Annotated in this window: 20 protein-coding genes and 4 pseudogenes; 11 read left to right on the top strand and 13 right to left on the bottom strand. The window is 65.0% G+C overall.

Annotation, left to right across the window (positions count from 1 at the left end; translation table 11 throughout):
* Positions 1 to 179: 179 nt before the first annotated feature.
* On the bottom strand, positions 180 to 734 hold the full coding sequence (locus DAT37_RS39550) for a TY-Chap domain-containing protein (protein ID WP_109530082.1): 555 nt from the start codon (positions 732 to 734) through the stop codon (positions 180 to 182).
* Positions 735 to 848: 114 nt separating this feature from the next.
* On the opposite strand from DAT37_RS39550, the gene DAT37_RS39545 reads away from it, so the two are divergent.
* Positions 849 to 1,388 (top strand): hypothetical protein, encoded by a 540-nt coding sequence (locus DAT37_RS39545; RefSeq protein WP_109530081.1) that lies wholly within the window; start codon positions 849 to 851, stop codon positions 1,386 to 1,388.
* Positions 1,385 to 1,816 (top strand): hypothetical protein, encoded by a 432-nt coding sequence (locus tag DAT37_RS39540; RefSeq protein WP_109530080.1) that lies wholly within the window; start codon positions 1,385 to 1,387, stop codon positions 1,814 to 1,816. The genes DAT37_RS39545 and DAT37_RS39540 overlap by 4 nt, the downstream gene beginning before the upstream one ends.
* A gap of 97 nt (positions 1,817 to 1,913) precedes the next feature.
* On the opposite strand, the pseudogene DAT37_RS39535 reads toward DAT37_RS39540, so the two are convergent.
* Both DAT37_RS39535 and DAT37_RS39530 read right to left on the bottom strand, forming a co-directional pair.
* Positions 1,914 to 2,282: pseudogene (locus DAT37_RS39535) on the bottom strand (TSUP family transporter); the annotation flags it as partial.
* A 200-nt stretch (positions 2,283 to 2,482) separates the two neighbouring features.
* On the bottom strand, positions 2,483 to 3,097 hold the full coding sequence (locus DAT37_RS39530; RefSeq protein ID WP_109530085.1) for a TetR/AcrR family transcriptional regulator: 615 nt from the start codon (positions 3,095 to 3,097) through the stop codon (positions 2,483 to 2,485).
* 98 nt (positions 3,098 to 3,195) lie between these two features.
* Between DAT37_RS39530 and DAT37_RS39525 the strand changes: the two genes are divergently transcribed.
* Positions 3,196 to 4,017: an SDR family NAD(P)-dependent oxidoreductase gene (locus DAT37_RS39525; RefSeq protein ID WP_109530078.1), complete on the top strand. Its 822-nt coding sequence runs from the start codon at positions 3,196 to 3,198 to the stop codon at positions 4,015 to 4,017.
* Positions 4,018 to 4,465: 448 nt separating this feature from the next.
* On the opposite strand, the gene DAT37_RS39520 is transcribed toward DAT37_RS39525, so the two are convergent.
* A complete protein-coding gene (locus DAT37_RS39520; RefSeq protein ID WP_109530077.1) occupies positions 4,466 to 5,092 on the bottom strand; it encodes a TetR/AcrR family transcriptional regulator in 627 nt (208 codons plus the stop codon).
* Positions 5,093 to 5,321: 229 nt separating this feature from the next.
* Here DAT37_RS39520 and DAT37_RS39515 point away from each other — a divergent pair, with 229 nt between their 5' ends.
* Positions 5,322 to 6,614 (top strand): family 1 glycosylhydrolase, encoded by a 1,293-nt coding sequence (locus tag DAT37_RS39515; RefSeq protein WP_109530076.1) that lies wholly within the window; start codon positions 5,322 to 5,324, stop codon positions 6,612 to 6,614.
* Between the two features lie 381 nt (positions 6,615 to 6,995).
* On the opposite strand, the gene DAT37_RS39505 is transcribed toward DAT37_RS39515, so the two are convergent.
* The 7 genes and pseudogenes from DAT37_RS39505 to DAT37_RS45935 form a co-directional block, all read right to left on the bottom strand.
* Positions 6,996 to 8,318 carry an NtaA/DmoA family FMN-dependent monooxygenase gene (locus DAT37_RS39505; protein WP_109530075.1) on the bottom strand — a complete coding sequence of 441 codons (1,323 nt, stop codon included), beginning with the start codon at positions 8,316 to 8,318 and terminating at the stop codon, positions 6,996 to 6,998.
* A gap of 150 nt (positions 8,319 to 8,468) precedes the next feature.
* Positions 8,469 to 9,230, bottom strand: coding sequence for an SDR family NAD(P)-dependent oxidoreductase (locus DAT37_RS39500; protein WP_109530074.1), 762 nt, complete (start codon positions 9,228 to 9,230; stop codon positions 8,469 to 8,471).
* Positions 9,231 to 9,314: 84 nt separating this feature from the next.
* Positions 9,315 to 10,202 carry an NADPH-dependent F420 reductase gene (locus DAT37_RS39495; protein ID WP_269814834.1) on the bottom strand — a complete coding sequence of 296 codons (888 nt, stop codon included), beginning with the start codon at positions 10,200 to 10,202 and terminating at the stop codon, positions 9,315 to 9,317.
* 135 nt (positions 10,203 to 10,337) lie between these two features.
* Positions 10,338 to 11,105: pseudogene (locus DAT37_RS39490) on the bottom strand (NADPH-dependent F420 reductase); the annotation flags it as partial.
* 10 nt (positions 11,106 to 11,115) lie between these two features.
* The gene (locus DAT37_RS39485) at positions 11,116 to 11,859 is read right to left on the bottom strand and encodes an NADPH-dependent F420 reductase (RefSeq protein ID WP_109530072.1); all 744 of its coding nucleotides are present in this window, start codon (positions 11,857 to 11,859) and stop codon (positions 11,116 to 11,118) included.
* A gap of 269 nt (positions 11,860 to 12,128) precedes the next feature.
* Positions 12,129 to 12,722 (bottom strand): TetR/AcrR family transcriptional regulator, encoded by a 594-nt coding sequence (locus DAT37_RS39475; RefSeq protein ID WP_109530070.1) that lies wholly within the window; start codon positions 12,720 to 12,722, stop codon positions 12,129 to 12,131.
* A 297-nt stretch (positions 12,723 to 13,019) separates the two neighbouring features.
* A pseudogene (locus tag DAT37_RS45935) lies at positions 13,020 to 13,314 on the bottom strand (response regulator); the annotation flags it as partial.
* A 575-nt stretch (positions 13,315 to 13,889) separates the two neighbouring features.
* Between DAT37_RS45935 and DAT37_RS46585 the strand changes: the two are divergent.
* The 4 genes and pseudogenes from DAT37_RS46585 to DAT37_RS39450 form a co-directional block, all read left to right on the top strand.
* Positions 13,890 to 14,558: pseudogene (locus DAT37_RS46585) on the top strand (hypothetical protein); the annotation flags it as partial.
* 178 nt (positions 14,559 to 14,736) lie between these two features.
* On the top strand, positions 14,737 to 15,378 hold the full coding sequence (locus DAT37_RS45130) for a hypothetical protein (RefSeq protein WP_198654673.1): 642 nt from the start codon (positions 14,737 to 14,739) through the stop codon (positions 15,376 to 15,378).
* Between the two features lie 232 nt (positions 15,379 to 15,610).
* A complete protein-coding gene (locus tag DAT37_RS39455) occupies positions 15,611 to 16,288 on the top strand; it encodes a DUF6461 domain-containing protein (RefSeq protein ID WP_232840279.1) in 678 nt (225 codons plus the stop codon).
* Positions 16,289 to 16,566: 278 nt separating this feature from the next.
* Positions 16,567 to 16,770 carry a hypothetical protein gene (locus DAT37_RS39450; RefSeq protein ID WP_332873391.1) on the top strand — a complete coding sequence of 68 codons (204 nt, stop codon included), beginning with the start codon at positions 16,567 to 16,569 and terminating at the stop codon, positions 16,768 to 16,770.
* A 54-nt stretch (positions 16,771 to 16,824) separates the two neighbouring features.
* Here the strand turns inward: DAT37_RS39450 and DAT37_RS39445 are convergent, their stop codons facing one another.
* A complete protein-coding gene (locus DAT37_RS39445; protein ID WP_109530067.1) occupies positions 16,825 to 19,632 on the bottom strand; it encodes a VWD domain-containing protein in 2,808 nt (935 codons plus the stop codon).
* A 537-nt stretch (positions 19,633 to 20,169) separates the two neighbouring features.
* Between DAT37_RS39445 and DAT37_RS39440 the strand changes: the two genes are divergently transcribed.
* The 3 genes from DAT37_RS39440 to DAT37_RS39430 all read left to right on the top strand — a co-directional run bounded on the left by DAT37_RS39440 (position 20,170) and on the right by DAT37_RS39430 (position 22,297).
* Positions 20,170 to 20,604 carry a DUF3085 domain-containing protein gene (locus DAT37_RS39440; protein ID WP_157978926.1) on the top strand — a complete coding sequence of 145 codons (435 nt, stop codon included), beginning with the start codon at positions 20,170 to 20,172 and terminating at the stop codon, positions 20,602 to 20,604.
* 169 nt (positions 20,605 to 20,773) lie between these two features.
* Positions 20,774 to 21,235 carry a hypothetical protein gene (locus DAT37_RS39435; protein WP_109530065.1) on the top strand — a complete coding sequence of 154 codons (462 nt, stop codon included), beginning with the start codon at positions 20,774 to 20,776 and terminating at the stop codon, positions 21,233 to 21,235.
* A gap of 60 nt (positions 21,236 to 21,295) precedes the next feature.
* Positions 21,296 to 22,297, top strand: a complete 1,002-nt coding sequence (locus DAT37_RS39430; protein WP_109530064.1) for a hypothetical protein — start codon at positions 21,296 to 21,298, stop codon at positions 22,295 to 22,297.
* Between the two features lie 370 nt (positions 22,298 to 22,667).
* On the opposite strand, the gene DAT37_RS39425 is transcribed toward DAT37_RS39430, so the two are convergent.
* Positions 22,668 to 24,182, bottom strand: coding sequence for a carboxylesterase/lipase family protein (locus DAT37_RS39425; RefSeq protein ID WP_109530063.1), 1,515 nt, complete (start codon positions 24,180 to 24,182; stop codon positions 22,668 to 22,670).
* Positions 24,183 to 24,220 lie beyond the last annotated feature (38 nt).

Here is a 24,220-nt window from a genome sequence, read left to right as displayed (position 1 = left end):
ACTTTCCCTGCGCCACCGACCCGGTCGGCCGGTCGAGGCAGCGCGCGGCATTACCAAGTGTCGGAGAGGCCCGGTCGCGCGGTAGGCGGCATGTGCGAAGCTGAACACAGCGGGCTGTGATCAAGACGATTCCGACAAGGAACCGGTCTGTCACCGTGTACCGATCCGAACGCACGGGTTCACTGTGGTCGGCGTGTCAGGCCTAGATCGGCATCGAGGTAAGTCAAGGCAGCGTCATCGCCACGAGTGGTCGCGGTGAAGGTCAGAGCGCTGGGGTCGGGTACGGCGAAGACCTCGTGAAATGTTGTGACCGTACGCGGAACGAGTTCTTGCGGAGTGCGTGCCGGTGCGGCTCTCCAGATCGGGTATTCGATGCTGTCGCCGTCCAGTGGGTCCCATTCCCATCCCAGTCGGCTCATGTTCTCCCACAATTGCGCGCGGTCGCGGGATGTGGCAGGTCCGACCAAGCATCCGCTGTAGATGCTGAACACGTTGGTGAACTCGACGATGGTGTAGTCGGGATCCTCGCTGGGCGCGAACAGGCTCAGGACTGCTCCGTGGGGCAATGTGCTGATCGCCCAATCCAACCGTTCGGCGAAATCGTCCCAACCCGCGCAGGTTTCGGCCGCACCGCGGTGGGTCGGTCGATCCGGGGCCACCGCGGTCAGTTCCTCGATGATCCCGTAGAGGGCGTCCCCGGGCCCCTCGCTGTCAGCGACTGCGTCGAGGTGCACTCATCCAGATCCGTGATGCCGAATCCGGGTATCGAGTCCTGTTCCGGGACAACGGCGGAATAGCCCCGGGGACTGATCGCTGCCTCGATCCAGTACGGACACACCCACACCCGAATGCTGCAAGGCTACGCTGGCTCCTACGAGGCCGGATTCCTCGACGACTACGCCTTCGAGGACTGGCTGTTCCGTATCGAAGGCATCGCCGAGGACGAACAGCGCCTCCTCGCCGGTGAACACGTCAGCGGACCAGCCGCCGACGCCTACCGCTACCGCGTCCACGCCGCCGCCCGCGAGTTCGCGGGCCGCGTCCTGCACAGCGAACGCCACGTCCGCGACCTGCTCGGCAACCCTGTCCTTCAGATCCATCACGGCGAGGCGATCACCTGCGTCTTCGACCCAGCCGCAGCGGCCTGCCAGCTCCGAGGCACCGCGGATGACCCCATGGTCACCCCGGACACCGACGACTGTCGACCCCGCTGCCGCAACATCGCCCGCACCGACCGCGACATCGCCCGCGTCCAGGAAGCGGCCGACGAACTGGCCGAGATCGTCAACGATCGGCTGACCCCACCCATCCGTCACGCCCGCGAACGCCACGAACTCGACCGACTCCTCACCATCATCGACAACCACCGATCCGGAGCCCCGCAGTGAGCGTCCTGTCCCTCGCCGGGGAGACCGATCCGGTTCGCCGTGACATCATCGCCGCCATCAACCGACTGCTGGCCGGTACTCCGCGACGGTCGCGAGGGCGACTGAACATCTCCCAACTCGCCGTCGAGGCCAACGTCAAACGATGGCGCCTCACCCATCAACACACCGACCTCAAAGACCGGTTCCAGGCCGAGATCGCGCACGCGGAAACCCAACAGGCAGCGATCATCCGATCCGCCGACGACTACGAAGACCTCAAACGTAAACACGCCGAACTGAATCGCCACTGCCGTGACCTGGAAAGGCGCTTGGAGATTTACGCGGTCGCCCTCAACCAACTCGCGTTGCAGAACGCCGGCCTAGCCGACCGCGACGCCGACGCCGCCAAAGTCAGAGCGCTGCCGCGAAGACGCCAACTAAATCCCTGACACTCCAGTCACTTTGATGGTTGTGCGCGGTTGGGGTCTGCGACACTCCTGTCCTGATTCGCTGTCGTCGCGGTGAACACCACGACACGGGGTGAGCTCAGAGTGCTTGCAGGACGTAGAGCGCGGCGGTGGTGATGATGGCGGTGGCGCCCAGGGCGTAGCGCAGTCCTTGTTCGGATAGCGCCGGTTGCTGGTGTGCGCCGAGGTATCCGCCGATCAGTCCGCCTACGCCGCAGCTGATCCCGATGATCCAGTCGGGGGCGATGTCGGTGCCGCCGGTACTCACCGCGAGCACCGCGTAGGTAGCGGCGCAGGGGATGGAGGTGAGCAGGGTCGAGGTGAGCGCGTCGGGCGCGACCTCGCCCAGCGGCACTGCACGTCCGACCAGGATCGGGCTGAGCAGCGAACCGCCGACGATGCCGTAGATCCCGCCGACGACACCGACTATCAGCGCGGTCACGGTGACGAACCGCGTGGATCCGGGGCGTGATCCGGGGGCCTAGGGGTCGGTTGGGGGTGGCGGTGTGCACGTTGCCGTGGTTGGAGTTCGTTCCGGATCGGGTGGGTTCGGCGCCGGAACTGCTGGCGAGGCCGAGCAGTGACCGGGGCGGCAAGTCGCCCCAGCCCGATGGTGCTACGGCCAGGGCACGCTGCTCGTTCTCGGGGTTATGCGGGTGGCTCGACCAGTACGCCCATGGCTTGGTCGAGGAGTTCGGACAACGGTGTGGTTCCGCCGGCCGCGGTCCAGGCGTCGGTTGCGGCGTCCAGGCAGGAGATCGCTGAGCCTACGAGGGCGTGGGCGCGCAGGTCGTGCGTGGATTCCGGATCGCCGCCGAGTCGGTGGCGGATCTGTGGCACCAGCAGGCTGTGCCAGCCCTGTGTCTTCTCCCACTGGCGGGTCATCAGGGCGCAGGCGTCGTCGAGCAGCCGCATCAGGTTCAGGAAGGTTTGGGGCTCCTCGGCCGTCGGCTCGGTGATCACGTCGAAGCAGCGGCGTAGCGCTTCCCAGGGCCCCTCGTCGGCGGGGCGGGCGGCCAGCGCAGCGGCGATCCGGGGACCGAACTCGCTCATTCTGCCGAGGACGAGTTCCTCCTTGGTCCCGAAGTACCGGAAGAAGGTGGTGCGCGACAAGCCTGCCTCGGCGGCGATCTGTTCGACCGTTGTCTTGTCGAAGCCCTGTTCGGAGAAGAGCCGGAACGCGATCTCGATGACCTCTTCGCGCATCACGGCTCGTGTCCGCTCCCGCAGCGTGGAGCGCGCGGTCCTGGATGTCTCGGCCATCTCGTGAGTGTAGTACACAGAACCCAAGTGGTACTAAGTCCCGTATTGGTATAGAGTCTCTTTTGTTGTTTCAGTATCCCTATCGAGGAGTGCTTCTCATGAGCAAGATCTGGTTCATCACCGGTTCATCCCGCGGCTTGGGCCGCCGGTTCACCGAGGCCGCGCTCTCGCGCGGCGACAAGGTCGCCGCGACCGCCCGCGACACCGACGCGCTGGCCGATCTGGTCGCCATCCACGGCGACGCGATCTTGCCGCTACCCCTGGACGTCACGGATAAGGCTGCCGTGACCGACTCGGTCCGGCGGGCCCACGAACACTTCGGCCGCCTCGACGTCGTCGTCAACAACGCCGGCTACGGCCTGTTCGGCATGGTCGAAGAGCTGAGCGAAGACGATGTCCGCGCCCAGTTCGAGACGAATGTGTTCGGCACCCTCTGGGTCGTTCAGGCGGCGCTGCCCTACCTCCGTGCTCAGGGCAGCGGCCACATCATCAACGTGACCAGCCTGATCGCCCTTGCCGCCTACCCCACCACGGGCGGCTACACCGCCTCCAAGGCGGCGGTCGAGGGACTCTCGGACTCTTTGGCCCAGGAGGTCGTCGGCTTCGGCATCAAGGTCACCGTTGTCGAGCCCGGGCCTTTCGGCACCGAGTTCAACGCGTCCTCGGCTCATTCCGCACCGCTGTCGGCCTACGACAGCTTCCGGGAGACGGTCCACGCCGGCTTCGCCACCATCCCCAATCCCGACCCGGCGGGTGTCGGCGCCGCGCTGCTGAAGGTCGTCGACAGCGAGACCCCACCGTCGCGGGTCTTCTTCGGTACCTTCCCCCTCCAGATCGTCCCTCAGCTCTACGCCGACCGGATCAAGGGTTGGCAGGAGTGGGCCGAGGTGTCCGCTGCGGCCGAGGCCGGCCAGGGGTGACCGCCCGGCCGCCGTTTCCGGCGGGCTTGCAAGTCGACCCTCGACCGCCTGGACCATGGCGCTGGTGTGGACTGCCGCGTTGAGCCGGTGGACGAAAGTCCGCTCATCCGCCTTGCCGAGGCGGCGGACGTCGATACCTCGCCCGTCGTCTTCGTGTGCGCCGTTGTCGAACGCGGGTGGATCGCGGCGTGCCTGCCGGCCGATTCGACTCGCAGAGACCGACGCTGTATCTGATTGCGCAGCGAGCGGCCGCAACTGCGGTGAGGGTAGCGGCACGACGGCCGGCGGCACCCGAGATCGCCACCGCGCCGAGTGCACCGGACAGCGGACCCATCGGTCAATTATCCGAACGCATGCGCAGTCTTTGGGCGCCGGAGTGCTCGCCGACGGCGGCGGGCTGAGCCCGGCAGGCTGTACTGGGTGCGCGATGGTGCCTGGGTCGAGCCGACTACCGCGCGCTGCGTTCTCTCTCGGCAGCGCTGATCAGTGCCGTGCCCAGCAGCGTCGCCGCGTCCAGATAGGAGTCCTGAGAAATCGCCTCGGGATCGGTGTGGGCGAGCAGAGCTATACCGTGCTCGAGAGCGAGTGCTACCAGCGCCACTTGCTCGGCGGGTGCGGGCAGGGGCAGTCCCATTCCTTGGATCACGCGCCGGATCGAACGCGCGTACCAGTCTCGGGACTTTCTGTCGTAGTCGCGTAATGCCTGTGCAGCCAGAGGATTTCGTATCGCGTAGAGCCGGAATTCGAGCATCAGCGCGAAACGTTCGCGGTCGGCGAAGCGATTGCCGCCTCTGCCTCGCAGGGCGTCGACTGTCTGCATCGCGTCACCGCCCGGAGCGAGGATTTCCTCGCTCTCTTCGATGTCGCGATCGAGCCAGTCTCCGAGAAGCGCGAGGAACAGATCTTCCTTGTTGGTGAAGTTCGCATAGACCGCGCCTCGGCTGTATCCGGCCCTGTCCGCGATGTCTTCGAGGGAAGCTTGCGTGAAGCCCTTTTCCGCGAAAACCTCCTCGGCGGCGGTGAGCAGCAGGCTTCGGGTGCGCTGGACGCTCTCGGCGCGGGTCAACCGGGGCATGTTCGACCTTCTCTGATGGGTGCCTCCTTGACACTGCTCAGCCCGGGCACAACAATACCCGAAGACATCAGTGTATCTGGATACGTCAACGTATCCGAATGACGTGTCGAGCCGCACTCGCGGCCTGATGACTGTTCACCTCGGACGACTGCCCGACCCGGCTGGATACGGCACAGTTCGTGAGTTCCGAACGAAGGAAGTTATGCGTCAATCGGCAACTGTCACCGCGATGCTGTCCGCAGTGGTCTCGGTGCTGGCTCTGACCGCCCTTGCGGCGCCCTCAGCGGCCGAGGACCTTCCCGCGTTACCGGCGGACTTCGAGTTCGGGGTCGCTCAATCCGGTTTCCAGTCCGAAGGTTTCAACCAGGACTCGAACTATCTGCGTTACGGCGACGAAGGGAAGTTGCCCGAGCCGGTGGGAAACGCCGTGGACTTCTTCCACCAGTACGAGGGCGATATTGCCAGGGCGGCCTCGATCGGTGTGGACAACTATCGCTTGTCGGTGGAGTGGTCGCGCGTCGAACCGCAGCCCGGTGTCGACGACGCGGCCGGCTGGGCGTTCTACGACGCGGTGATCGGCCGCATCGTGACCTCGGGCATGCGCCCCATGATCACGTTGAATCACTGGGTCCATCCCGGATGGGCGGTCGATCGTGGGGGGTGGAACAACCCGGAGATGGCCGCAGCCCTGACCACTTTCGGGCGACGTGTCGTCGATCGCTACACCTGGGCCGAGCCGATCTGGATCACCTTCAACGAGCCCAGCGAATACGTCCGGCGGGAACTGACCTACGGCGGTCTGGCGCCGGCGAACACCGGACTCATGGTCGATGGGATCATCGCGGCTCACCGGGCGATCACGACCCACATCCATGCCGTGCAGCCCGGGGGCCAGGTCTCCTCGAACATCGCCTACATCCCACTGCCCGGTGTGGAACCGGCGCTCGAAGCCGTGTTCTCCGACCGCATGGTCGATTCCTTCGACTTCATCGGCGTCGACCAGTACTACTCGATCGCGCCCTCGGAACTGTCGTCGTTCGTCACCTCCGGCGGCTCGTTCTGGAATCTGCCGCAATCACCGGAAAGCATGTACTACGTGCTGCGCTACTTCGCCGCCGAATACCCGAACAAGCCGCTGCGGGTCATCGAGAACGGATTGGCTACCGACGCCGATCAGAACCGTGCCGACGGGTACCGCCGCGACGACCACCTCCGCGACACCGTCTACTGGATTCAGCGCGCACGCCGAGACGGCATCAACATAGTCTCCTACAACTACTGGAGCCTCACCGACAACTACGAGTGGGGTGAATACGGTCCCCGATTCGGTCTCTACAGCGTCGACGCCGTCCACGACCCGGCCCTGACCCGCCGACCGACCGTCGCGGTGACGGCATACCGCGAGATCACCGAACACCACGGAGTGCCCGCCACCTACCGGCCCACGCGCCGACCCGCACCGTGCTCACTGATCGCGCTACCCGACAGTTGCGGCGATCCGGTATCGGTAGAACCACGCTGACGAGCCGGGACGTGGTCCACAAGCAGGATAATCCCTGATGAAGCTCGACACTTGGTCACGCTGCCTGCTCGACCCTGGTACTCGGTGCGGTCTCGGCCACCGCGACAGCGGAGCCGATCCGTTCTGCCAACAACTGGGGTCTGTCCAGTCGACGGCTGATCTTGGTTGTCGAACTCTTGCAGTGGCTGGTGGGGATCGGGCGGCTCTCGAAGGCGATCCGGAAGGCGTTCAGGGGCGCGCTTTCCCTCTCATGTCCACCGTGCACGTCCTGCGCGGGTGAAGTCGAGGCTCATAAAAGCCGTGTAGACACATTTCCGCGCGGCGGTCTCGTTGAGGAAGTGCCCGCGGGCGCGCACGGCTTTGCGGATGGTTCGATCGAAGTCACCGCGTGACGCGCGGATCGACTCCATATTGGGCCGGTGCGCCGAGGTGTTCTCGGAGGGTAGCGCCGTCATATTCCCGGTGGAACAGCCCGCGATCCTGGAGGATCGGCACCACGCCATCGACGAAGGCGTCAACCCCGTCCTCGTATATGTCCGGCGATACCCAGAAGCCGTCGACCGCGTCTGCCTCGAACCAATCCTGCATGTGGTCAGCGGCGTCGGCGGCCGGTCCGACGATGACCGGGTGGTAATCGATCACACCGTGCGCGAGCACGTCGCGGAGCGTCCAGCCTTCACGCGCGATCTCGAGTGCATGGACCGAGCGGGGGTCGGCCGGTGACGGCCGTGCCTTGGACAACTGTTCCGGCGATAGTGGCTCGTCGAGCCGCGCAGGATCGAGGCGTAGGCCGAGCATCCGTCCGAGATAGGACGCGCGCTGAGGAAATGTTCGTCCGCTCAGGGTGATTCGGCGATCGAGACCTTCTCGCCTATCGCTCGTGATCGTCGTCATCAGGCCGGCAAAGAATTTGAGCTCGTCCGGGTCCCGCCCGGCGCGTTCGGTTGCTTCCCGAAACGCGGTGCGCTGCGCACGCGCATCGTCGATCGTGAAAGCCGCGCCGATGACGCCACTGGCGTAGCGGCCGGCGAGATCGAGGGCGTTCGGACTGCCTCCGGCGTGGAAGATGACGGGTTGCCCCTGCTCGGAAGGAGGAATGTACAGCGGCCCGCGCGAGGCGACGAAATTGCCGCCCATATTGATGGGAGCGACCTGCTCGGCGTTCGCGAAGTGGCCGGTCGCCTTGTCGTGCACCCACGCAGCCTTTCCCCAGCTGCCCCAAAGAGCCTGTACCAGCTGGACCGTCTCATGCGCCCTCCCGTAGCGTTCGGAGCTGGACGGCAGTCGTGCGCCATAATTCGCCGCGACGTCCTCGCCGCTCGATGTGACGGCGTTCCAACCGGTCCGTCCATGACTCATGACATCCAGCGCCTTGAACTGTCGCGCGAGGTTGAACGGCTCGTTGAAGGTGGTCGAGCCGGTGGCGACGAGGCCGATCCGGCTCGTTTCGCGGGCAACAGCTGCCAACGTGACCATGACGTCGAGATTGAAGTTGGGTGGCTCATTCTCGATGTCGCCGACGTGACTGGGACCGTCCGGCAGGAACAGGAACTGGAGCTTTCCACGCTCGGCCGCCTGGGCATGCCGGACCTTCGCGTCGAAACTCGTATAGCTCGTGGGGTCGACCGCCGGGGCGCGCCAGGCACCGGGCAGGTTGCCGTACCCGTTGCCCAGATGCATGCCGATAATCATTTGTCTGGTCATCACGTCCTCTTTTCCGTGTGCAGCTCCGAGCTGTTCGTCTGTCGGTTGCGCGATATACGGAGATATCTCCGCTCGAATCCAGAGTTCGGGTGGCCGCTCGGCCATGCGTGGCGGTGGACTACCCGAAGGGAGGCACGGGTTGGCCTCGTCTCAATGGACGACGTAGCCGCCGTCAATGATCAGTTCTTCGCCGGTGACGAATTTCGCCTCGTCAGATGCGAGATACAGGATGCCGTAGGCAATGTCGGCGGATTCGCCGATGTGCGGCGGCAGAACCGAGTTCACGGGGTCCGCGGCCTCCTCCTCGGTGATGCCGTAGTTCTTGATGAGGCTTGTGTAGATCGGGCCGGGGTGAACCGAGTTCACACGGATGCTGTCGGCAGCGAAATAGTTCGCTGCGTGCTTGGTCAGGGACCGGACTGCGCCCTTCGAGGCGGAATAGGCAGCGCCGCCGCCGTCGGCCGGCCCGGAGATGATGGCCGCGAGCGACGAGACGTTCACGATCGCGCCACGCCCTGCGGCCTGCATGACGGGAATGACGTTTTTCATACCGAGCCAGGTGCCTGTCGCATTGATCGCAAGAACCTTGTTCCACTCGTCGAGTTCAGTATCGACAAGGCCCTTGGGGAGGGCGATCCCGGCGTTGTTGACCAGAATGTCGATAGTTCCCCATGATGCGGTGACGTCGGCGATGACCCGTTTCCAGTCCTCGGGTGAACTGACGTCGAGCACGTGCGCGATCACCTCTGCTCCCGAGGCGGAAATGTCTTCGAGGGCGCGGGCGAGCGCGTCCTGCGATACGTCGGTGACGACGACTTTGGCTCCCTCGGCAGCAAAGATTTGCGCCGTGGCGAGTCCGATGCCGCTGGCAGCGCCGGTGATGAGGGCGATCTTGCTGTTCAGACGTGGCATTTCATCGTTCCATTCGTGTTGTCTCATCGGATGACGGCCTATACCGCACGTTCGCGGCCCATCCCCTCCTGGAGGTCGGTCTTCTTATGCGTCAGAACTGTCGCGCCCCGACATCAGGGCGATGCGAGGCAGTAAGCAGCGTGCGCAGACGGCCTGCCGAAACGGGAGCCCCGGGGTCGGCGAGGTAATCGTTTCGAATCCGTCTGCGCTGGCGGCGTAGATCGGCGTGTAGGCACCGGACTCCGGTTCGAAGCGCCACGACTCCGCGAGCGTCCCGGCGTCGACCGTGTCGAATCCGAGCGCGTTCACGATGTCGCAGACGCGGTTCTTGGCCGCGGTGTCGTCTCCGGCGACCGGCAGTGCTGTGCGCGGGAGGGAGTTGGCGAGGTTCGGGATGTGGTGGAAGAGGATGTTGTTGAAGGCTTTGACGATGAGCGTGTCCGGGAGCAGTGTTTGCTCGTACTCGGCGGTGGTGCTCTCGAGTGTGTCCAGTTCCTCGATGCGACCGTCCCGGTGAGGGTAGTAGTTACCCGTGGACAGGATCGACTTTCCCGCGAAGGCGTCTATGGGCAGGTTCGGGTACGCGGCCAGCGGTACGGCCAGGACCGGGATGTCGCCGAACTCCGCTGCCGCACGGACCTCCCCGGCCTGTGCCCGGGGGCCGAGCTCGTCGATCAAGTCCGTGAGCGACTCAGGTCCTCGCGAATTGGCGATCAACACTTCGTAATCGGCCGCGACAGCCAGCCGAGCGACCGCTGCTCCGATCGATCCGCTGCCGATGATTCCAATGCGCTTCACGTTGCTCTCCTTGCTGATGATGGATGAGTACTCATACCCGCACGAGCGTGATCGTCTCGGCGCACCACCTATTGCCGACGGGGGATCTGTATGTGTGGGCGACTCCCACCCGTTTCTGGTGAGAACGGTCGGGGCCGCGGCAGATTCGCCGTCAGCCGAATTCGCACCCCGCACCCAGCTAGTGGTCAAAATAGCGAGGAACCAGTGCTCGGCTTGCTGTTGGTCGGCGTAAAGATGACCGCATGAGATAGCAACATCGCCACGGGCCGACCACGGCGTCTCTCCTACCCGGAGAGAGGTTGTCGGCAGTTAGCTGGGGCGGTGGTGTGCGGCGCGGTTGATCGCGACGGTCTCATCCAGTGAGGGCGCCTCGGTGAGGCTCGCGAAATGCTCCCAGAGCCGGTCACGAGTGCGGGACGCTTCGTCCTTGTCGGCCGCCGCCAGGGCCTGTCCCAGTTCCTCGAGGTTCAGTTCGGTGCAGTAGGCGGGCGTGCCCGGTTGTTGCCGCCACGATTGGGCCAGCACCCCGGCGTCGAAGGGGTCGAAGCCCGTGTCGTCAACGAGTTGCATGACGGTTCGGCGTGCTCGTTCGGAATCGGCGGCGACGGGGATGGCGATGCGACCCGGAGTCCCTGGGGGTAGTCCTTTGGTCTGCTGTGTTCCCGCGAGTGCGGCGTTCCATGCCTTCACGATCGGTGTGCCGAGTTGCTGCGCGCTCCACACACTTTCGACCTGTCCGTTGTCGACCGCCTCGACATGGCCGTTCATGGCGGGGTAGTAGTTCGAGGTGTCGACGATCACCGTGTCGTCGGAAACCCCGGCGAGGAGGTCGGCGAGTTCGGGCTGCTTGCCGAACGGGATCGACACGACGATGACCTGCCTGTCGTGGGTCGCGGCGTCCACCTCGACTGCGCGAGCGCCTGACTGTCGGACGTCGGCGGCGACTGCCTGCGGTCCGCGGGCATCCGCGACCAGTACCTCGTGTCCGGCCTCGGCGAGTCGCCGGGCGATGTTGCCGCCGATGGCTCCGGCGCCGATAACGGAAATCCTCATATCGTGTTCCTTCCTTTTCATCGTGTCCGAATGGCTACATGAACAACGCGCGGTTGAGGCGCACGCCGTACTCGGAGTCGGGGTTGGTCCTTTCGCCGAACCTTTCGGCGATGGCGGCGCCTGCCAGGTCGCGGCGCTTCGGCAGTCTCGCGGCTTCGGCGCCGGCCAGGGCGGCGCGCAGTTCCTCGCGGGTGAGATCGGTGCAGTAACTCGGCGCTCCGGGCTGTTGGCGCCACGATTGCGCCAGCGCTCCGGCGTCGAATCCGTCGAATCCGGTGTCCTCGACCAGCGCTATGGCGACCGCGCGTTCGCTGTCGTCGTCGGCCGCGACCGGGAGCGCCACACGTCCCGGAGTCCCTACAGGCGTACCTTTCAGGGCGAAGGAGTCCGAGCCGATGGAATTCCATGCCTTGACGATCGAGCGGCCGAGCTGTTGCGCGACCCAGAGACTTTCGACCTGGCCTGCTTCGATGGCCGCGATCTCGGAATCACGCCCCGGGTAGTAGTTCGAGGTGTCGATGACGACCGTCTCGGCGGGAACACCGCCCAGCAACGCCACGATCTCGGGAACGCGGTTCAGCGGTATGGACAGGATGACGACGTCCACGTCTTTCACGGCCTCGGCGGCGGGTACCGCACGTGCTCCCGTGGCCAGGGCCGTGGCGTCGATCGTGTCGGGCCCGCGCGAGTTGGCGACCTTCACATCATGTCCGGCCCCGCTCAACTCCCGACTGAGCGTCTTACCGATATGTCCGACCCCGAGAATGCCTATCTTCATCCAGTAACTCCTTGGTTTGCTTTTCCTTTTCATTCATCAGACGAGACTGTGCGGACACTTCGCTGCGGCCCCAACGGCCGAGCCTCGGTACAGCCTCTGCCGAGTCTTCGGCCCTACAGATCCCGGGCCGAACGCGCGGCCAACCACAACACCGGGTTCCATGAATTCGCGCACCGATGGACACCGGACTCCGTCGCGGGCGTTGCCGAACACGAACGCGACAGTTCCACCTCGGATCCCGAGCTACCCGGTGTGGAGGACGATCCGCTCTAACGCTTGTCGTCTTGTTCGCGGTAGCCGTTCTCGATCAGTGTCAGCAGACGGTCGAGCACCTCGTGGTCGGCCTCGGCGGCGCCCATGGTCCATGCCACCGAGACGGCCAGCAGGAACAAGTCACGCCCGGTCACCGAGGCCCGCACCTGTCCCGTGAGCTGCGCGGCGAGCACATACTCGTCGGTGGTCGCGATGATGTTCTCGCAGGGCACCGTCAGCGGGTTGTCCGGATCCAGCGCTCTCGCCGCGGCCATGAGCGGTTCTGGCAACCCGCTGAACGCGCTGAAGTATTCCTCCATCGCGCGCAGCCATCGCCGCAGTCTTTCCGACGCGTCGTCGAGCTGCGAGATATCGGCTCGACGTGCCTCCAGTTCTTCGGAACGGGATTGCAACACCGCCGCGAGCAGTGCCTCGCGGTTGGGGAAGTGCCGATACAACGTGCCCGGCCCGACGCCGGCCTCCTTGGCGACCGCCTCCAGCGAAGTACCGACCCCGAACCTCAGGAAATGACGCTGAGCCGCCTCCAGCAGAGCGACTCGGTTGCGCGCAACATCCACACGCGGCCGACGACCCGACTGCTCGACACCCATACGTCCTCCCGACTGCTCCAGGGCCCACGATAAAACGGACTCTGCCTCCGGATACCTCCACAGCATAAAGCGGAGGCAGCATCCGGTCAACCCGCCGGGTGCTACCGGGTGCTACCGACCGCTGCAAGACAGTCGGTGAGCAGGGTCTGACGTTAGGTACTCGACGCCACCGCGACCGGCACGGGAACTCGCATCGGTCATGATGCCGGGCATTTGGATCGCCCGCCTACCGCCACGCACGCCGCTCAATCGAATGGCGGTAATCGAGCTGGGCCGGACGAGTCGGCACTCTGCGATCAGGATGATCACCGCCAGATCCGCCAGATCGGCGTCGGCTCGGATGCAGGCCAGGATCTGGCGGCCGTCGTATTGGGCAGGTTCAGATCGAGCAGGACCAGGTCCGGACGCGGCGCATCGCGGTATTCGCCGCGAGGGAACACGAAGTCCAGGGTCTGCTCACCATTCCGCACCACGTGCACGGTACTACCGAAGGTGTTCTCCGCGAACGCCTCCCGGGTGATCAGCGCATCACCCGGGTCGTCCTCGATGGCAGGATATCGATCGGCCGCGCCGGGGTCCTTACAGCGACCAGAATCGTCGCTTCTGAACAGCGCGGGATGAACACCTTCCACCGCGGCCGACTGGAGGCCCTGTCCACGTTGCGTGTGGTCCTGGACCCGAACCGCTGCCGCCGACCATCCAGACGACCGCACCACCGCGCGGCTGATCCGACCGCGCAGCACCGCCTCGGAACAAGCCGTCGCGCACCCGCAACGTCCGAGTACCCGCCGGACCGAGCAGGGATCATGCGCCACGACGCCCCCGCACTCCTTGAGCGCCTCAGCACACGAACTTGAAAACCCCTCCCTACCAACGATATACCGCTAAGAAGCCCGAAACTCGGCTGATGCGATTCTCTCGCCTACCCCAGTAAGGTGCGCTCGCGGCAAAGCGCAGTAGAGCTTGTTCCCGAACACCGCCAGCACGAGACGATCAGAAGTCTCCACCTAGACACTCGCATCACCCTAACCACACCCGCTCGAAGCAATACTGGTGCAACAGATCTGTTGCCGCCCTGCTCCGGCACTGCCGAGGTGGACCTGCAATAATTCCACGAACAAGTAAGCCCTCGGCCCCAATCGAACTGGCGGAAGAAGCGGCGGGAAGGACAGCCAGGCGAGCCTCGACGTCATCGTCGAGGTCGCGACCGCGGCGGGCGTACTCGATCGGGTGTGGACCGTGCACGCCGATATGGGCCGCGCCCAGTGGGAAGGGACCACCGCCCTGGCCGCCGAGCACGCCCACAGCTACGGGCTCGGGCCTCGCCACCGCACGGTGGCGCTAGCGGGAGGTGACCTCTATGCTCGAGTACTCGAACGGGGAATGTTCCCGGGATTCAAATACCGTTGGTGCACAAGCGATTTGAAGCGCGGCCCGATTCGCAAGTTCGAAATCGAGCTGGTGAACACGGTACGCGCCGCCGGGGTGAACGACCGCCCCGTCCGAGTGTTGAGAGTGATGGGGCACCGCGCCCAAGAGGGCCGCGACCGCAGCAAACTCGCCCCGTTCGTCCATGAGCCGGGCCGGACCTGCCAGTGTGGCTCGTGCACCGCGGCCCGCACGAGCGCTGACCCGCCCCGTGGCAGCCAATCGAACTCGCGCCGCCACACCGACACCTGGCTCCCGATCCACCACTGGCGAGTCGAGGACGTGTGGAAACGCATCGAAACAGCGGGGACCCGAGTACACAGAGCTTATTCCCTTGGCATGACCCGAACTGTTGACCGGACTAACGGCCAACACGCCGCCGTAGATGGTGCAGAGCGCGGTCGTTGACCGGTACATCTCTCTGATCCGATTCCGAGAAGGGTGATGCGGGGTGTTCGACGCAATAGACCGTGACGTGCGAGCCATTCGAATTCCGCGATGGGGGCGGGTCATCGAAGTCGATGACGCTGTCGGCTGGCTGGTCGTTGACCCCGATGGTGATGCGGTGGTCCCGGTCCGTCGGTACTTGACCGACTTCGTGGCGCAGGACAACAGTGCGCGATCGGTGCGTAGTTACGCGTATTCGCTGCTGCGGTGGTGGCGGTGGCTGAATGCGGTAGATGTGCAGTGGGACAGGGCAACTCCGGCCGAGGGCCGGGATCTGGTGTTGTGGCTGGGTATTCATCTGAAACCACGTAATTCAGCGCGGACGGCATCGCGGACGACGGCCGGGACGGTCAATCCGATCACCGGTAAACGCAATCTCGACGACCACTACGCGGCGCGCACGATCCGGCACTCCAATGCGGTCGTGCGCGCGTTCTACGAATTCTGGATCGAGATCGGGCAGGGACCCCTGATCAACCCGATGCCGCTGCGCGGCGGCAGGCAGCGGGCGAACGCCCATCACAACCCGACATGTTCGCTCCTCAGACCGGACCCGACCCGACGAGCCCGGCTCGAAGAGATCCACGACAACCTCGAAGCCCGCATCATCGAGGCCAAACGCGAAGGCTGGCTCGGCGAAGTCGAGGGCCTCCAAGTCAGCTATGCCGGCGTCAAGGACAAGCTCGCCCAGATAGACGCCACGCCCAGGCAAACGGCGACAGGAACCGAACTCGGCATCCCTACGTTCAGGTCCATCTCCGGACGAGCCTCCACCTTGTGACATCCCGACCATTGCCGAGTGGAACTCTGCCTGGCTCGGTACACCTCGACGGGCCTCGAAAGAGACTGTGGCCGTTCGAACCGCGCGATATGCGGCATTTCAGTGTGCTTCCGGGCGGTGCCGGCTGTCGGTCCGATGTGCTCGGTGCCGAGGGTCACCCCTCCCGCGCTGAGGCCAGCGGGTCGATCAGGCATTCCGGACGATTGAATGGTTGTCGGTGAGGTCTGCCACCATGACCGATATGGCGACAACCGATCCCCTGGCTCCATTTCAGTGGCTCAACGCATCCGAGAGCCAAGCGGGCCCGCTTGGCGTGATCTTCAGTATCGCCTTTTTCCGAGACCTGGACCCGTCGGGGGTAGTGCGCCGCTTCAGCAATGGCGACGACTCCGGCCAGGAGTCGGACTTCGAAGAGTTCCTCGGCAAGACTGGCGGCGGAGACGGCGCCGGTCACGTGGGCGTGTTTCGGGCCGGTGCATGGAGCGTGGCCATCGAACCGTACGGGTGGTGGATGACCGACCACAAGATGCTGGCGGAACTATCGCGAGACTGTGAGGTCCTGGCGATCACTCGACACGACTACGCCGTGCACAGCCTCGAGTACGCGATCGACGGGACGATCGTGACCGGGCATCGCCTGTGGTATCCACATATTCGTTGGGGTGCCGACCCCGACCGGCTCAACGACTACATGCGCGAGCTGGGCATGGAGCTGGATATGACCGAAGATGACTATATTTATGACGCCGATGAAGATGAACCCGAGAGCAATTCGGACGCCTGGGACATCAGCGTCAGCACCGGCGTGCCGAGAGCCTTCGCCCTGGCGGCGAAGGTCACTGGAGTGTCGTTCACCGTAGACATGCTGGACCAGCCCCTGCTCGTCGGACCTATCGCCCACCGCCGGTAGTACAAGCCGAAATAGTCACCTCCCGACCACACCACCTGTAGGCCCGATGCGCTTGCTGGTACAGCCGGTGAAGTCGTAGAGCATCTCGGGCCGCTCTACATCCACCTGATGGTGCCCGCGAAATCGTTCGATTCTCGATACTGGCGGGTTTCAAAACCATCCTGTATTCGGCATGAGCGTGCGTTCGGGCGACACCGAGAATGGGCATGGTCAGTTAGTTCAGAGAAGCGTGCATAAGATGCCCGAGCCTTCAAGTCGACCCCCGCGCGCGAGATCGTTTGGCCGAGATCGCGGCGAACTTGCGAGACCGCATCGATGAAGCCCGCGCCAACGGATGGACAGGCGAGGTCGAAGGTCTGAAAGTGAGCCTCCACGCCGCGGGCGCCAAACTCGCCGGCCTGGACCGCATGCAGCAACGGTCTGCCGGAGCAGCAACGACCGGCCTCGGTATTCCCGTCTTCAGGGAAAGTGAGCACTCGTGAACGGGATCCGGTGTCGACCGCGCCATCGGATGATCGCGACGTCCTCGAACCTCATCAATTGATGGTGAGTGTGTAGGGTCCGGTTTTCAGTTCGCCTGAAGAGACGGCGATGGCGTACCGGTGGGTGGGATCAGGCAGGACATACGGCTGCGTTGAAGCGAGACAGAGGAAGTTGCTGAGCTCCAGGGGATCATCGGCGGTGAGGTCGTAGAGGTTCGCGAAAAACATCGGGTCGTCGCATCGGGGGGCGCCCGCCGAGGAGATTCGGATGGTGCCGGCGGGTAGTTCGTAGCGGTCTATGCGTCCGCGGACATCGAGGGAGCCTGTTACCGGGATCCCTAGTGTGAGGTGGAAGTTTCTGATCTTGTCGGTGACGATGGTGAACGAATAAGGGCCCGTGCCTCCGCGGCTGGCGATTTCAAGCCCGCCAGCTGGTCCAGGGTTGGCCAAGGTGACTTCCTGGCCGGGGCAGGGGAAGTTGGACGTGGAGTGGTCGATCAGATTGATGGTGAAGGTTTGGTCGCATTGGTCGGTCGGGCCCCGCCAGTCGGCGACATGAAAGGTCTCGGCGGCGCCGAGATCGAGGCGGTAGGTGGCGCTGTGGCTGGGATCGGTGATGAATCCCGAGACGATCGAGCCGTCGCGCAGCGCGTCGCCGGGCTTCGAAGTGGGCGTCGGGGGCACGGTGGAGGAGGAGTTGGGGGTAATGGCGGCCGCTCGTGTCGCTGCGGTGTCGGCCGATGAAGTGCCGTAGGCGATTTGCCCGGTCAGGGTCACGTCGAGGATGCAGTTCTTCAGTGTCTGATCGTCGGTGATGCCCAGCGCTGCGCAGATTCTGCGGGTGGTTTCCGCGCGTTGGGGGTCAAGGTCGTCGATGGTGACGGCCTTGTCGGGGAACGTCCGGTCGGTGAAGGTTTCTGTGCTTGTGCCTTGCGGGTAGTACAGCAGTGACGTCGCTCGTGTGACGCGCCATTTGTCGGCCACCGCGGGGCCGTAGATGTCGGCGTAGGTTTGTTCAGAGGGCAGATCGTCGCGCGAGTCGCCGTCGAAGTTGCCCAGCAGCCCGCTGAATTGACCCCGGTAGCGTTTATCGGGATAGATCAGCACCCGCAGCGCCCGGCTGGTGGTGGGCAGGATGTCAACGCGGTTTCCATCGGCGGATCGCACCGTGTAGGAACCCGTTTCGTTCGCGGTGATCACCGTGCCGTGTGGCAGGGTCGTCGTCCCGGTGTGAAGGTTGGATCCTTCCTCGGTGCGGTACTTCAGTCGGCCGCCGTCGACGGTGAATGTCAGGTGGTCTCGGCCGGCGCGAATTGCGGCATCGGTGTTGATCGATACGACGCGGGATCCGTGAACCGGTGATTGGCGGACTTGGACTTCGAAGTCGGGTGAGCGAGCCAGGACGAATTCACCGACTGCCTGGAAGTCGAAATGGTGCCCGTCGAAGGTGACCAGGTGAGGATCACCGTCGGAGGTGCCCACACTGGGGTTTTCTTCGCTGCCCGATGTCGTGGGGTGGGGGGGTTTCGGTGGTCCGCTCTGCACTTGGCACGCCTCAAGAACCGCGGCGATGTCTGGATGGCGGCCGGGAGGTAGTGGGTAGCCGCCGTAGTTGTGCCGCTCAGGAAGACCGACACTCACGCGAAACTGGTTTTCGGCCCGCACAGCATGAACTTCCGCGATCTCTGGTCCCAAGCGGATCCGACCCACAGTTCCACCGCCGAACACGCACTGCCGGACATCAAGCGTACCGAGGGCGTTGTCGTAGGCGTGAACAAGCTCGTGGTAGAGAGTGGCGCACGGATTATTGGCTACAGTGGGGTCGGATTTGAATGGTTTGGTGTCCTTCCAATCCCAGACGATCCGCGTCTTGTTGGTGTAGTGCGTTGCTTCTGAGACGCCTTGGCGGTTTGGAAATATTTCGACCGAGAATCCTGGTTTACGAAGCGGTCCGAGCACGCCCAGAGCATCCGCCGAGAAAATGATCTCGATCTTGTTCAGACAGTCCTGCACTGCTTCCTTGAAGCCCAGATAGCGTGTGTCGTCGAAGTCGAAGGCATCGATGGTGGCCCGGGCCTGCGGCGGCCCCTGGCCCCCGAACGCGCCGACGGCAATCACCACGACGACGAGCAGTGTCAGCGCCCGGCCGGTGACGCGTGCCAGACGGCGTCGATAGACGACGATCGAGATCAGCAGCGCCGCAGCGATAACGGCTGCCGCCAAGGCCACGACGACCCAGCGCGTGGACCCTGCACCATCCCCGGCGCCACGAGCCGGACCCACGGCGAAAGGGACCTCGACGATACCCGTATCCGACCCACACAGGCCCTGTGCGCCGCGCGGCATCTGGTAGGACACCCGCAGCACATAGTGACCGGGCTCGGTCACAGGCCACAGTTCGGCGACCGAGCTTCCACCGGACAGCGGAGTCACCGAGCGCAACATCGCATCGTGCGAGCCGGGGCCCACAACGAGCGGGAAGCTGATCGTGGACCCGGGCGCGACGTCTCCGGACGCTGTGTCCAGGACCGCGTCGTAGCCCTCAGGGTAGGTGGCGGTGGCCAACTCCGGCAGAACAGGACGGCCGTCACGCTCGAGCTCGAGCGTGACGGTGCCTTCAGCGACCGATGCCAGCCGGCATGCCGAGCCCGTGCTGTTCAGGACGGTAGCGACCATCGAAACCGACTGGCCGGAGATGAACTCGCTGTCGCTGGTTATCGACAATTTCAAACCAGGCTCGTCCGCTACAGCCTGACCAACTCCCGTGACAGCCGACACGCCCAGAGCGAGGCCGATGACGAAAATAGCGTAGCGCCAGCGGCGACCTATCCGTCGCGCGAACGCCCAGTTCTGATCCCCCATAGCGCGGAACTCCCCTCGCACGTCAACCGGTGCTCGCGGCCAATTGTACGGTGACAAGACTCATTCGACGGTTCGGTACACGCGACTTTCCGAAGTCCCGTGCGCAAATCAGAGAACCGCCACCTCAGCTGTGCAAATGTGGCGGTCAACCACGTCACCGACCGCACACAACTTCGACTCGACTCGTCGCCCCTGGCTTGATCCAGTTAAGCCTTTCATGCACTTTCTGCATATTTGCCAATAGAGGTGACCTGGAGATCGCGGTACGCGCGAACCCTGCCGCCGCAGACGAGATCGCCGCCATCGAGCGCGAGACCGGTCACCTGTTCCGGCCTGACCTCTCGATCGCCGAATTCGTGGTCGACGTCCGCAGTGGGCCACCTACACCTGCCGCCACCCGAAACCTACCCGCCCGATCCAGCCGGATCCGATGAACCATCGCCGACCTGTCCCGCTCGCGTTCGTCCGTGCCCGACGGTCACCACCACCTCGGTGCCCGGCACCCGCATCAGCCGTTCAACGAATCAGGAGACCCTGGTGAGTCTTGTCGATCTGTGGTTCCGACTCGCAGACGTGGCCCCGCTCGCAGAGCACGCGATGACCGCGCCCGAGCACGCGCCGACCCCGTTCGCTGCTCCTGGGCCGACCGGGCCGGCACTTTTCTGGGTCAAGGATCGGGGTGTCTATGTCTTGAGCAACGGCAAGCCCCGCCAGCCTCCGGAGTCGGGGGGAGCTCCAGGTCAAGCCCGCGTCGTCTACGCTCACGGCCACGAGCCCGGCACCCACTGGTACGGCGGCACCCTTCTGGGCGACGACTTCGTCGAGGCCCTCTCGCTCACCGAACCCACCCTGGACGGGACCACGATCATCGCGCTGATCCGTGACTACGCCGCGCGGGACGGGTGGATGGTCTTCACCGTCTTCGCCGACCGTTTCGAAACCTCTTTTTCCGACACCGGTCCCACCACCTGAGGACCGATCGCCTGACCGTTGTCGCCGATCGAGTCCGACCGGCGACAACCTCGCCCACGCCGACAACGGTCAGGCATTGCCGCGCAATTACATGCGCGGCACTCGACCAGGTGTCCACGGATCCCGTCCGGGCAAGGCGATAGCCGACCCTCCGACAGAAAGCATCCCGATGCTCGAACTCTTCCTCGACGAGCCTGAAACCAACTCCTGCATCACCGATTTCGAGAAACAGTATCCCATTCCCGGGACGAACCAGCCTTGGGGTGTTGCATGGCGCGAGATCACCGGACCTCTCATCGAGGCACTGGCTGCCACCGTGGCGGTGTCCGGGTTCCCCGGCCACGATCCCGAGGTACGACTCGTTCGTGAGGACACGGCCAGCGAAGGACGCCTCGACGGTGTCGTGGTCATCCTCGAAGGACGGTCCACACCGCTGTGCCTGGCCAGCGCCCGCTACCACGCCAGTCCCGATGGTGCTCGCGGGCCGCGTTTCCTGCACGCCGACGGCCGCGAACAGGGTCGCGGCGAGTACACCACCACAGGGCTGTGGCGCGGTATCGCCGCCGACCTGAACACAAGCCTGCAAGCACTGAACCTCGCGCTCGGATACGCCGACATCAGCAACCGCTGACACAGCCCGAATCCGGCCGCGGGCCGTGCCTGCACAACCAGCCGTGCACCACCGCCGTCAATGCCCTACCGGGACGTGCTCGGTGATCACCACACCCACATCATCGCGGTGTCCGGCGCGCTCGGCGTCGCTCCTCGCGGTCTACGACAAGCGAAAGTCATGCCTGCCAAACCCGCTCCCCGACTCCCGAACGCCGGTCCGCTGCTGCCGGACTGGCAGGTGCGCAGCCAAGCCAGGACCACCTACTACCAGTGCCGAGATCCGCAGGGCCGTCTCTGGGAGATGTGGCACGCCCGCGCCGACGACACGATGCCGCGCGGATGGCGGCTGGCACCGGCCGATGACCACGCCTGCGCGGTCCTGCTGCTCGAAGACGGAGCCGATCTGCTGGACACCGCCGCGCGCGAGGCGGCGCTACGCCTGACCGCCGCACCTGCCGTGACACCCGATTTCGACAGTATCGACCAGGCGTTGGGGTTAACCGCGTTCGCGCTGCACCGTATCGCCGAGGTCATGACCGCCGACAACCCGGCAGAAGTCCGCGCGGCCAACGAGATCAGCGAGCGCGCACGCTCGGTGGAACGCTACAGTGACATCCTCGCCGTGATCGCCGCGAAACTACATTCCGCTCTGGGCTTGCCCACCCTCACACCCCAACATCCGTGGGGATACACCATCGCGGATCTCCGCACCGGCAAACCGCAATGCCGCGCTCACCGAGACCGCGTGGAGAAAATGCTGCCCGAGTGCACCCCCGCTGGTGGCGACCAGATCGTGATCGCCATCGCCCGACTGCACCGATCCTTGATCGACCCGTTGAACTATCCACGGCTGTCGGACTCCGGACACTTCTACATCGACAGCGCCACCGCCGTCTTCGCCCACATTGTCGAGACGCTGCCCGGCCTGCTGCGCCGCGCCACCGAGGCCGTCGCCGCCTACGCCGAGAAGGTCTACGGAATCACCCTGGCACCGCATCAGCGCGATCCCGGATCCGTACACCTCGAACATTTCATCGACCAGACCTACCAACCGTGGACCATCCCCGCCCGCCACCCCTGACAGCACGTCGGAACCCGGCCCGAACACACGCGTCGACAGCCCATTGCGGCACCGAGACGCGGATTGGAGCGGGTGTGGAACGAGGCCGGTGACGATCCACGGGCAGCGACGACTGCAACCCGGCGGCCGCCGTAGACGGCCCGCGCGTAGATCACCGCAGACCCAGTCCCTGGTTCGGTCGTTGGAGACCGTCCCGAACTCCACTGGTGTGGGCGCGCCACCAACCCCGCCCAGACCCTGTCCGCCTCTGGGGTCCGGACTCTGCGAGAAAAGTCACGCTAAGGAGTTACCGCAGATAGTGACGCACTATGTGCGGTAACTGTTGAGTCGTCCGGGCGCGATGGCGTCCCCGCGGCGGCGACTCGGGAAACTATCTGCGGTGCATAAGGTCCAGGGTGTCGAATCGGTGGGCTGACCAGATACGCCGCGAAGCTTCTTCGGGGTAGGGCTGGGTGATCGGTTCAGCGTCGTAGACGCGCGTGGTTCGTGCCCGCGGATCGTAGGGTGCCCAGCCTGGGTTACCGGTGGTAGCGAAGTTCACCCAGTCGGCACGCATGTACTGGCCGACCTGGTCGATTTCGCTCGCGGCGTTCGGATGGGCAGCCCGGTGGGCGCGGACCTCGGCGGGGCTGAGGGTGCCGAACAGCAGCAGCACGTCCAGGCTGTGCGAGGCGCCCTGTTCGGAATTGAAGCTCCAGGCCAGATCGTAAAGCCACACGGGTCCACCGCCGGCGTGGGCGGCGTCGGCCAGGTGCAGGCTCGGCATCCGGAACAGCCAGTCGGTGGCGAGTACTTCGAATCGCTGGCTGGGGGTGGCGTCCGGGTAGGCGGTGCGGTAGAGCCTGTCACCGTCCGCGTTCGGTGCGAGGTGGTGGAATGCCGCGGTCATGTGCGCTGGGGTCGGTTCGCTGCCGGGCCGGGATGTGTAGAGCCGGAACTCGTCTCGGGTGTGGCCGATGAGCAGGTCGACCCCACGCGCGGCGCCGTCGGCGACCGCACTCCACGGCGCGCTCGGCAGGACCTCGCCATCGACGATGGGCGAGAACGGGGTGGGCGTGAACGTCATCGGACCCCAGATATCGACGAACTCGGGCATCTTCGCGATCACCGCAGTGGTCGCGTCCGTCAGGGCACGCGGTGGCAGCCGGCTGAAGTCGGCGATCGTGGCTTGGACGCCGAGCCCGGCGGCGATCATGGCCGAGATCGCGGCGGCGAGCCGTGGGGTGAAGTAGGTGCCGGGCATGGACTGGCTGATCGCGCGTCGAAACAGCCCAGCCGCGCTCGGCATGACGAGCAGGGCGGCGATGGATGCCCCGCCGGCGGATTGGCCGAACACGGTGACGTTGGAGGGCTCGCCGCCGAATGCGGCGATGTTGTCCTGGACCCAGCCCAATGCGGCGATCTGGTCGAGGATGCCGCGGTTGTCGGGAGCGCCGGTGATGCGGGCGAAACCGTCGACACCGACGCGATAGTTCATGCTGACCACCACCACGCCCGCCCCGGCGAGTGTCACGGCGTCCAGGTGCGGGTTGGCGGTGTTGTTCTCCAGATAGGTGCCGCCCTGGATCCACACCATCACCGGCAGTCTCGCGGCACCGAGGCCGGGTGACCAGACATTGAGGGTCAAGCAGTCCTCGGATCCGTCCTCGGTGCGCCCGGACACCGACGACATCACCGAACCGGTGTTGCCGGGTTGGGGAACCGGTGGTCCGAACCGGCGTGCGTCTCGGATGCCATCCCACCGCTGCGCAGGAACAGGGGCGGCGAACCGTCTTGCGCCGACCGGCGGTTCGGCGTAGCGGATGCCCCGGAACACCGCGACAGGGCCTTCCCATCTGCCGCGCACAACCCCGGTCACGGTGCGGATTTCGGGTTCGATGTCCACGCGATGCTCGCTTCTCTGGGTACCGGACGATGATGATC

Source organism: Nocardia aurea (genome assembly GCF_003123685.1).
GTDB classification, from domain to species: Bacteria; Actinomycetota; Actinomycetes; order Mycobacteriales; family Mycobacteriaceae; genus Nocardia; species Nocardia aurea.
Note: the sequence above shows the minus strand (reverse complement) of the source record. Positions and strands in the feature narration are given on the sequence as shown.

Coding starts and splice junctions, on each gene's coding strand:
- DAT37_RS39545 (WP_109530081.1), top strand. CDS start 849: ATGCTGCAAGGCTACGCTGGCTCCTACGAGGCCGGATTCCTCGACGAC.
- DAT37_RS39455 (WP_232840279.1), top strand. CDS start 15,611: ATGACCGATATGGCGACAACCGATCCCCTGGCTCCATTTCAGTGGCTC.
- DAT37_RS39500 (WP_109530074.1), bottom strand. CDS start 9,230: ATGCCACGTCTGAACAGCAAGATCGCCCTCATCACCGGCGCTGCCAGC.
- DAT37_RS39505 (WP_109530075.1), bottom strand. CDS start 8,318: ATGACCAGACAAATGATTATCGGCATGCATCTGGGCAACGGGTACGGC.
- DAT37_RS39435 (WP_109530065.1), top strand. CDS start 20,774: ATGCTCGAACTCTTCCTCGACGAGCCTGAAACCAACTCCTGCATCACC.
- DAT37_RS39525 (WP_109530078.1), top strand. CDS start 3,196: ATGAGCAAGATCTGGTTCATCACCGGTTCATCCCGCGGCTTGGGCCGC.
- DAT37_RS39520 (WP_109530077.1), bottom strand. CDS start 5,092: ATGCCCCGGTTGACCCGCGCCGAGAGCGTCCAGCGCACCCGAAGCCTG.
- DAT37_RS39515 (WP_109530076.1), top strand. CDS start 5,322: ATGCTGTCCGCAGTGGTCTCGGTGCTGGCTCTGACCGCCCTTGCGGCG.
- DAT37_RS39445 (WP_109530067.1), bottom strand. CDS start 19,632: ATGGGGGATCAGAACTGGGCGTTCGCGCGACGGATAGGTCGCCGCTGG.
- DAT37_RS39430 (WP_109530064.1), top strand. CDS start 21,296: ATGCCCTACCGGGACGTGCTCGGTGATCACCACACCCACATCATCGCG.
- DAT37_RS39485 (WP_109530072.1), bottom strand. CDS start 11,859: ATGAAGATAGGCATTCTCGGGGTCGGACATATCGGTAAGACGCTCAGT.
- DAT37_RS39530 (WP_109530085.1), bottom strand. CDS start 3,097: ATGGCCGAGACATCCAGGACCGCGCGCTCCACGCTGCGGGAGCGGACA.
- DAT37_RS39475 (WP_109530070.1), bottom strand. CDS start 12,722: ATGGGTGTCGAGCAGTCGGGTCGTCGGCCGCGTGTGGATGTTGCGCGC.